An 8,289-nucleotide genomic window follows, 5' to 3' on the forward strand; every position below is an offset into this window, starting at 1 on the left:
CACCATCCGGCACCGAAGCGCCGGCCCCATCCGGTCACGACAGAGAGAGCCATGTACCAGTACGACGAACACGACCAGCGCCTGCTCGACGAGCGCGTCGCCCAGTTTCGCGACCAGATGCGGCGCCACCTGGCCGGCGAGCTGCCCGATGACGAGTTCCGTCCGCTGCGCCTGCAGAACGGCCTCTACATCCAGCGCCACGCGCCGATGTTCCGCATCTCGGTGCCCTACGGCCACCTCGCCAGCCGCCAGCTTCGCAAGCTCGCCCACCTCGCACGCAGCTACGACCGCGGCTACGCCCACTTCACCACGCGCACCAACGTGCAGTTCAACTGGCCCAAGCTGGAAGACGTGCCGGAGATGCTCGCCGAGTTGGCCAGCGTGCAGATGCACGCCAACCAGACCTCGGGCAACTGCATCCGCAACATCACCGCCGACCCCTTCGCCGGCGTGGCAGCCGACGAAGTTGCCGATCCTCGCCCCTTCGCCGAGATTCTGCGCCAGTGGGCGACCTACAACCCGGAGTTCGCCTTCCTGCCGCGCAAGTTCAAGATCGCCTTCAACAGCGCGGCTGAAGACCGCGTGGTGCTGCGCGTCTACGACATCGGCCTCGACCTGGTGCGCAACGCAGCCGGCGAGCTCGGCTTTCGCGTGCTGGTGGGCGGTGGCCTCGGCCGCACCCCGATCCTGGGCGAGGAGATCAAGCCCTTCCTGCCCTGGCAGCACCTGATCAGCTACTGCGAGGCCATCCTGCGCGTCTATAACCGCTGGGGCCGCCGCGACAACCTGTGGAAGGCGCGCATCAAGATCCTCGTGAAGGCGCTCGGGCCAGAAGAGTTCGGCCGCCAGGTCGAAGAGGAGTGGGCGAACTCCAAGGACGGCCCCAACACGATCACCGAGGCCGAACTGGCCCGCGTGTCAGCCCACTTCGCCCCCCCCGCCTACGAAGCCCTCCCCGCGCAGGACGCCGCCTTCGACGAACTGCTCGCCGGCAACAAGGCCTTCGCCACCTGGATCAAGCGCAACGTGCGCGCCCACCGCCAGCCCGGCTACGCCGCGGTGGTCCTGTCGCTGAAGAAGACCGGCACCGCCCCAGGTGACGTCACCGCCGAACAAATGGACGCAATCGCCGACCTCGCCGAGCGCTTCAGCTTCGGTGAGGCGCGCATGCTGCACGAGCAGAACGTCGCGCTCGCCGACGTGCGCCGCACCGACCTCTTCGCGCTGTGGCAGGCGGCGCGCGAGGCCGGGCTGGCGACACCGAACATCGGCCTGCTGACCGACATCATCTGCTGCCCCGGCGGCGACTTCTGCAGCCTCGCCAACGCGCGCTCGATCCCGGTCGCCGACGCCATCCAGCGCCGCTTCGACGACCTCGACTACCAGCACGACATCGGCGAGATCGAGCTCAACATCTCCGGCTGCATGAACTCCTGCGGCCACCACCACGTCGGCCACATCGGCATCCTCGGCGTCGATAAGAACGACGAGGAGTGGTACCAGATCACCGTCGGCGGCACCCAGGGCAACGGCACCACGCTCGGCAAGGTGATCGGCCCGTCGTTTGCACAGGATGAGGTGGTCGACGTGATCGAGAAGCTGCTCGAAACCTATGTCGAACTGCGCCATGAAGACGAGCGCTTCATCGACACCGTACAACGCGTCGGCACCGAGCCCTTCAAGGCCCGCGTGTATGCCGACCGCCAGCCGCAAAGGAAAGCCGCCCATGTCTGACAGGATCCTGAAGAACGGTCGCGTCATCGAAGATGACCGCCTGATCGTCCAACTCGCCGAGGGTGAAGCCGCAGCCGACATCGCCGTGCCCGCCGGCCCGGTGCTGGTGCCGCTTGCCGTATGGCAGGCCCGCCGTGACGAACTCCTGGCGCGTGCACGCAGCGGCGCCCTGGGCGTATGGCTGGCCGCCGGCGAGGAGGTCGCCGCGCTGGCCGCCGATCTGGAGGTGCTGCAGGTCATCGGCCTGCACTTCCCCAAGTTCACCGACGGCCGCAGCTATTCGGCCGCCACCCTGCTGCGCAGCCGATACGGCTACCAGGGCGAGCTGCGTGCGATCGGCGAGGTCCTGCGCGACCAGTTCAACTACATGACACGCTGCGGCTTCGATGCCCTGCAGCCTCGCGCCGGCCGCTACACCGCCGAACAGCTCGAAGCGGCGATCTCCAGCATCGATGACTTCACCCAGCCCTACCAGCGCTCCGTGAAGGATCCGTTGCCGCTGTTCCGCCGCGTCGAGCGCGGGGCCGACCCACAGGTGCAGCCATGAGCGCTAGCGTCTCGATCCTGCGTCCGGCGGCCGCCAACCCAGCCACCAACCCGGCCACCCGACCGCCCCTGACCAACGCCCTGCACACCACGGTCGGCGCCAAGGCGGCCACGGCCCTGGCACTGCTGCGCGAGGCAGTGGCCGAGTTCGGGGCGCAGGGCGAGCTCGCCTTCGCCAACAGCTTTGGCGCCGAGGACATGGTGCTGACCGACCTGATCCTGTCGCACGCGCTGCCGATCACCGTGTTCTCGCTCGACACCGGCCGCCTGCCCGCCGAAACCTACAGCCTGATCGGCGAGGTCGAACGCCGCTACGGCCGCAAGCTCGAGATCTACTTCCCCGACGCCGGCGCGGTCGAGGCCTACGTGCGCAGCCATGGCATCAACGCCTTCTACGACTCGGTCGAGCTGCGCAAGACCTGCTGCGGCGTGCGCAAGATGGAACCGCTGCGTCGCGCGCTCGCCGGCCGCAAAGCCTGGATCACCGGCCTGCGCACCGCCCAGTCGGTGACCCGCGCCGGCCTGCCGCTGCGCGAATTCGACGCCGGCAACGGACTGGAGAAGCTCAACCCGCTGTCGGACTGGACGGAGACCGAGGTGTGGGCCTATATCCGGATCAACGAGGTCCCCTACAACGCGCTCCACGACCAGTTCTACCCCAGCATCGGCTGCGCCCCCTGCACGCGCGCCATCGCCGCCGGTGAGGACGTGCGCGCCGGACGCTGGTGGTGGGAGAACCCCGAGACCAAGGAGTGCGGACTGCACGCCAAGGAGGGTTGAGACCATGAACGGCAAGCATCCCGCCCAAGCCCCGCGCAGCCCGGCGATCGGCGCCGGCCGCCGCAGCCTGCAGCATCGCCTCGACGCCCTGAGTGCCGGACTGAAGGCCGCGCTGCGCGCGCTCAGAACACATCCGATCAAGCATCCGCAACGGTAAACGCACCATGTCCACGCTGACCAAACAGACGCTGTCCCACCTCGACTGGCTCGAGGCCGAAGCCATCCACATCCTGCGCGAAGTTGCCGGCCAGTGCGCCAACCCGGTGCTGCTGTTCTCCGGCGGCAAGGACTCGATCTGCCTGCTGCGCCTGGCCGAGAAGGCCTTCCGCCCGGGCCGCTTCCCCTTCCCGCTGATGCACATCGACACCGGCCACAACTACAAGGAAGTGACCGACTTCCGCGACAAGCGCGCAGCCGAGCTGGGCGAACGCCTGATCGTGCGCTCGGTGGAGGACTCGATGGCACGTGGCACGGTGGTGCTGAAGCACGCCGGCGAGTCGCGCAACAAGCACCAGTCGGTGACGCTGCTGGAGGCGATCGAGGAGTTCGGCTTCGACGCCTGCATCGGCGGCGCCCGCCGCGACGAGGAGAAGGCGCGCGCGAAGGAACGGATCATGAGCTTCCGCGACGAGTTCGGTCAGTGGGACCCGAAGAACCAGCGTCCCGAGTTGTGGAATCTGTACAACGCGCGTTCGCACAAGGGCGAGAACATCCGTGCCTTCCCGATCAGCAACTGGACCGAGCTCGATGTGTGGCAGTACATCGCCCGCGAACAACTGGAGTTGCCGTCGATCTACTTCGCCCACACCCGTCCGGTGGTGCGCAGGAGCGGGCTGCTGCAGCCGGTGACCGACGTAACCCCGGCCAGGGATGGCGACGTGGTGGAGGACGTGCTGGTGCGCTTCCGCACCGTGGGCGACATCACCTGCACGGCGCCTGTGGAGTCGGATGCGGATACGGTGGAGAAGATCCTCGCCGAGACCGCGACGACGACGATCACCGAGCGCGGCGCGACGCGGATGGATGACCAGACCTCGGAAGCGTCAATGGAGCAGCGCAAGAAAGAAGGCTACTTCTGACCATCACGCTACGTAGCCGGGGGCATGTCGGGTAATCCTGGAGAAGGCGAGGATTGTCTAAGCGCGAAGCGCGCTCATTTGCGTACCCTCCGCCAAGCACCGCGTAGCGGTGCAGCCTTCGGAAGGAATACCCGGCGGGGCCACGGCGGTTCGCCGGCACCACCCTTAAGAAAGATTGAAGGAATAATGACCATGTCCGCCCTTGAGCACCTCCCCGATATCGACAACGGCCTGCTGCGCTTCCTCACCTGCGGCAGCGTAGACGACGGCAAAAGCACCCTGATCGGGCGCCTCCTGTTCGACACCAAGACCATCCTCGCCGACACCCTCAACGCCATCGAGAAGACCTCCGCCAAGCGTGGCATGAGCGCGGTCGACCTCTCCCTTCTGACCGACGGCCTCCAGGCCGAGCGCGAGCAGGGCATCACCATCGACGTCGCCTACCGCTACTTCTCCACCGGCCGGCGCAAGTACATCATCGCCGACGCCCCCGGCCACGAGCAGTACACCCGCAACATGGTGACCGCAGCGTCCACCGCCAACCTCGCCATCATCCTCATCGATGCGCGCAAGGGCGTGCTCACCCAGACCCGCCGCCACTCCTACCTCGCCAGCCTGGTCGGCATCCCCCACCTGGTGGTCGCGGTCAACAAGATGGACCTCGTCGACTACGACGAGGCCGTGTTCGAACGCATCAAGGCCGACTACCTCGCCTTCGCCGCCAGGCTCGGCATCAATGACGTGCGCTTCATCCCGATTTCGGCGCTGGCCGGCGACATGATCGTCGATCGCGGCGAGCGCCTCGCCTGGTACGACGGCCCCACGCTCCTCGACATCCTCGAGAACGCCCCCGCCGCCCACACCGAGCAGGCTGAGGACTTCCGCTTCCCGGTGCAGTACGTGTGCCGCCCGCAGGACTCGGCCAACCCGGATCTGCACGATTACCGTGGCTTCATGGGGCGCGTCGAGTCCGGCGAGATCGCCGTCGGCGACGCCGTCACCGTGCTGCCCTCGGGCGCCACCAGCCGCATCAAGCGCATCGAGCTCGGCGGCGCAAGCCTGCCGCGTGCCATCCACGAGCAGTCGGTGACCCTGTTGCTGGAAGACGAGATCGACATCTCGCGCGGCGACCTCATCGTCAAGTCGGCCGAGGCGCCCGCACCGGTCAAGCAGATCGACGCCACGGTGTGCTGGCTGTCCGAGACGCCGCTGTCGCCAGCGCGCACCTATCTCGTGCGCCACACCACGCGCGAGGTGAAGGCCAAGGTCGCCCGGATCGATTACCGGCTGGACGTGAACACGCTGGAGAGAGAAGAGACCAGCGGCCTCGCGATGAACGACATCGCCCGCGTCAGCCTCAAGCTCGCGCAGCCGATCGTCGCCGACCGCTATAAGGCCAACCGCGCCACCGGCGCCTTCATTCTCATCGACGAGAGCACGAACAACACGGTGGGCGCGGGCATGATCGGCTAACCGGCAGGCCGTCCGCACGTCGAACCGCGCGGACAGCCATACTTGACGAGGCATGCATCGAAAACAAAGCGGCGCGGCGGAGCGCTCGACAGCACGAGGAATTCACGCTGCATGAATAAAGCATATGGAATACAATGCATTTCGCATTTTCCATATGGCATCGCACGCACCCCATAGCAGGATTCAGGATCGGGGGTGCATCGAGCGATGCCTTCCCGTTTCCAAGGAAGCCCTCCGATGCTCAAGCGAATTGCCCTCGTCTCCGTAACCGCCCTCGTCCTTTCCGGCTGCGCGGCCACCCATGTCGCGATCAGCAAGCGTGACCTCGATGTCCAGACCAAGATGAGCCACTATGTGGAGTAAAAACAATCATAGTTTCGCGTGAGTGAGTAACAGCGTAGATTTGTGATTGTTAACAGTAATATTTTTCTCAGGCTTCGGTCTCTGGGCATTTTTTTCTCTACCCAATACTCGCTACGTTCTCAAGCGACTGCCGTTGACTTACTCGGCAGCCCTGACCAAGATCCCAGAGCACCAGGATCATGTTCTCAACGGAGCACTTCATGGTGTCGATAGGCGGGGCTGTCGAGTTAAACGCTCGCCTGGGAATGCAGGCGCCGCCCCAGGTCCAACCTTGGTACGACCTCATCGGTCAGGATCGCGTACCACTCGTCGCTGGTTGTTGAGCTCGGCGACTCGACCCGAAGCCGGAAGAATGGCATTCCGAGCAGTCGGAAGATCGCGTTCTTCATTTCGTCGCGAAACTGGGCCTCGGGTTGGTCATGGTATCCACTGTCGAGCTCAAACGCTGCGACTGGGCGCCCCTCGTCTGGCAGCACGAGCAGTGCGTCAATCCGGCAATGCCGCCCGTACGACCATACCCGCTCCCCGAGATACTTGCGCAGACTTGAAAGCTCCGCGATCTGATCGAGAGCGTAGTTCGGTAGAGCCAGGAGCGCCGGGAATCTCAGGGACAGGGCTTTCTGGAACGCTCGCTCTTGTTCGCTGCGGAAAATCGACTTTCGCATACCCAGCGTCTCCGCCGCCGTGCGCGGAGTGAACTCCATGAAGGTGCTCTGGACGAAGCGACGGACTTCGATGACGGGGGCCTTCAGGTCCTCGATCTGCTCTTCGCGGACAGGCTCCCGAGGTTTCGCCCGGGAAAGCCTGTTCTCGAGTAAGCGAACCCGCTCGCCAAGCAACTGGAGGGGTTTGGATTTCAGACGCCTTGCCAGATCGAGGACAACGCCGCACGGCACCAGTAGCGCGCCATCAAGGAGGAGTGCCTCGTAGTGCCGCAGCATATCTGGGGGTGGTTCTGGCACTTCTTCAAGGAGAACGCAGAGAGCCTCACCGCCAAGCGCCTTGAGGTAGTTGTCTCGCATTGCGAGGACAAGGAGAGTGGGCGCCCGAAATGCGGAGAGAAAGGCTTCGTGCTCTCGCTTGTGTAGATGATCGCGCAGCTGCTTGATCGCCAGTTCGCCGTATTTTGAGCCCACTGTGTGGTCGTGTTTAGTTATCGGGGGCCGGATAGTAGGGCTCGGCGCGCTAATTGTCACTTATAGCGCGTGGTCCTATATCGGGCGGAAACCTAGCATCAGCCGAAATTACCCTCACGGCTCCCGGTGCAACCTTCCGACCCCAGAATCCTCTTTGGCAAACGGCTCGCGACCTTGCGACACGAACGGGGGTTGTCGCAGGAGACGCTATCCCACGTGAGCGGTTTGGCGAGAAGCTACTTGGGTGAGGTAGAGCGCGGCCACCGTAACATCGCGCTTCTGAACATTTGCCGACTGGCTGAAGCCCTTAATGTCCCAGCTTCCAAGTTGCTGGAGTTCAGCGAGAACGACCCCCGATGTTTGCCCGGTGCGAAAAGCGTAACAAGTCGCCCCTGAATAATCCCCCACCTTCTTTCCTCACGCGGGCTGACACCGATTTTGGCCTTGCCTGATCTCCCAGTTTCCAGTGCAATCACGCTCAGTTTCTGGAAGATTTTGAGAGCTCACTCCCGATGACCACCCCGGACTTTTTCCGCGCTCGGCTGGACGCCATGATCGATCTTCGCCACCCGCTGGCGGTCCTGGCCACGCGGATGCCGTGGGCGCAGATTGAGGCGGCGCTTGCGCCCTGTCTGACTCGCAAGGATCGTCAGGGCCGCGCGATCGAGGGTGTTGATCTCTTCGGCCCGACGACACACGTGGTGGGTGCGGGCACAAGTGCAGCGGGACGACCGCGCCTGCCGATCCGGTTGATGGTGGGCTTGTTGTATCTCAAGCATGCTTTCGGCGAGAGTGACGAGACCGTGGTTCAGCGCTGGGCCGAGAACCCTTACTGGCAGTTCTTTTGCGGGAGCGCGTACTTCGAGACCCGCCTGCCGTGCGACCCGAGTGGCCTGACGCGTTTCCGTCGTGTGCTCGGTGATGCCGGGGTTGAGGAGTTGTTGGCCAAGACGATCGAAACTGCAGTCTCGATCAAGGCGATTGCCCCCAAGGATCTGGAGCGCGTCATCGTCGACTCCACGGTGCAGGAGAAGGCCATCGCCTATCCCACCGACAGCCGGCTGCTCGATGTAGCCCGCCGTAAATTGGTGCTGCTCGCCAAGCGGGCCGGTCTGGTGCTGCGCCAAACCTTCGACAAAGAAGGGCGTAGCCTGAAGCGACGGGCCGGCGGTTATGCG

General features: G+C 64.7%; 10 protein-coding genes. 9 read left to right on the plus strand and 1 reads right to left on the minus strand.

Features of this window, described 5'->3' with window-relative positions; genetic code table 11:
* Positions 1–51 precede the first annotated feature (51 nt).
* From ACNKW1_RS09575 to ACNKW1_RS09605, 7 genes are all read left to right on the plus strand, one after another.
* Positions 52–1,734 carry a nitrite/sulfite reductase gene (locus ACNKW1_RS09575; protein WP_418364355.1) on the plus strand — a complete coding sequence of 561 codons (1,683 nt, stop codon included), beginning with the start codon at positions 52–54 and terminating at the stop codon, positions 1,732–1,734.
* Positions 1,727–2,281: a DUF934 domain-containing protein gene (locus ACNKW1_RS09580; RefSeq protein WP_418364356.1), complete on the plus strand. Its 555-nt coding sequence runs from the start codon at positions 1,727–1,729 to the stop codon at positions 2,279–2,281. The genes ACNKW1_RS09575 and ACNKW1_RS09580 overlap by 8 nt, the downstream gene beginning before the upstream one ends.
* Positions 2,278–3,060, plus strand: a complete 783-nt coding sequence (locus tag ACNKW1_RS09585; RefSeq protein WP_418364357.1) for a phosphoadenylyl-sulfate reductase — start codon at positions 2,278–2,280, stop codon at positions 3,058–3,060. The genes ACNKW1_RS09580 and ACNKW1_RS09585 overlap by 4 nt, the downstream gene beginning before the upstream one ends.
* A 4-nt stretch (positions 3,061–3,064) precedes the next feature.
* Complete coding sequence (locus tag ACNKW1_RS09590) at positions 3,065–3,217, plus strand: hypothetical protein (RefSeq protein WP_418364358.1); 153 nt, start codon at positions 3,065–3,067, stop codon at positions 3,215–3,217.
* A 7-nt stretch (positions 3,218–3,224) separates the two neighbouring features.
* Positions 3,225–4,139, plus strand: a complete 915-nt coding sequence (gene cysD, locus ACNKW1_RS09595) for a sulfate adenylyltransferase subunit CysD (protein WP_418364359.1) — start codon at positions 3,225–3,227, stop codon at positions 4,137–4,139.
* A 192-nt stretch (positions 4,140–4,331) separates the two neighbouring features.
* Positions 4,332–5,612, plus strand: coding sequence for a sulfate adenylyltransferase subunit CysN (cysN, locus tag ACNKW1_RS09600; RefSeq protein ID WP_418364360.1), 1,281 nt, complete (start codon positions 4,332–4,334; stop codon positions 5,610–5,612).
* A 237-nt stretch (positions 5,613–5,849) separates the two neighbouring features.
* Entirely contained in the window at positions 5,850–5,975 is a 126-nt protein-coding gene (locus ACNKW1_RS09605) for a hypothetical protein (RefSeq protein ID WP_418364361.1), read from the plus strand.
* A gap of 227 nt (positions 5,976–6,202) precedes the next feature.
* Here ACNKW1_RS09605 and ACNKW1_RS09610 read toward each other — a convergent pair whose 3' ends face one another.
* Positions 6,203–7,111 carry a DUF2726 domain-containing protein gene (locus ACNKW1_RS09610; RefSeq protein WP_418364362.1) on the minus strand — a complete coding sequence of 303 codons (909 nt, stop codon included), beginning with the start codon at positions 7,109–7,111 and terminating at the stop codon, positions 6,203–6,205.
* Positions 7,112–7,237: 126 nt separating this feature from the next.
* Between ACNKW1_RS09610 and ACNKW1_RS09615 the strand changes: the two genes are divergently transcribed.
* Positions 7,238–7,507, plus strand: a complete 270-nt coding sequence (locus ACNKW1_RS09615) for a helix-turn-helix domain-containing protein (RefSeq protein WP_418364363.1) — start codon at positions 7,238–7,240, stop codon at positions 7,505–7,507.
* Positions 7,508–7,623: 116 nt separating this feature from the next.
* The coding region (locus ACNKW1_RS09620) for a transposase (protein WP_418364364.1) at positions 7,624–8,289 on the plus strand (666 nt) is incomplete at its 3' end.

Origin of the sequence: Thauera sp. WH-2, from assembly GCF_048321015.1 — a bacterium.
Lineage (GTDB): Bacteria > Pseudomonadota > Gammaproteobacteria > Burkholderiales > Rhodocyclaceae > Thauera.

What these genes read in the sequence shown, in the direction of transcription:
- ACNKW1_RS09575 (WP_418364355.1), top strand. Translation starts at nt 52, where the DNA reads ATGTACCAGTACGACGAACACGACCAGCGCCTGCTCGACGAGCGCGTC.
- ACNKW1_RS09580 (WP_418364356.1), top strand. Translation starts at nt 1,727, where the DNA reads ATGTCTGACAGGATCCTGAAGAACGGTCGCGTCATCGAAGATGACCGC.
- ACNKW1_RS09585 (WP_418364357.1), top strand. Translation starts at nt 2,278, where the DNA reads ATGAGCGCTAGCGTCTCGATCCTGCGTCCGGCGGCCGCCAACCCAGCC.
- ACNKW1_RS09590 (WP_418364358.1), top strand. Translation starts at nt 3,065, where the DNA reads ATGAACGGCAAGCATCCCGCCCAAGCCCCGCGCAGCCCGGCGATCGGC.
- cysD (WP_418364359.1), top strand. Translation starts at nt 3,225, where the DNA reads ATGTCCACGCTGACCAAACAGACGCTGTCCCACCTCGACTGGCTCGAG.
- cysN (WP_418364360.1), top strand. Translation starts at nt 4,332, where the DNA reads ATGTCCGCCCTTGAGCACCTCCCCGATATCGACAACGGCCTGCTGCGC.
- ACNKW1_RS09605 (WP_418364361.1), top strand. Translation starts at nt 5,850, where the DNA reads ATGCTCAAGCGAATTGCCCTCGTCTCCGTAACCGCCCTCGTCCTTTCC.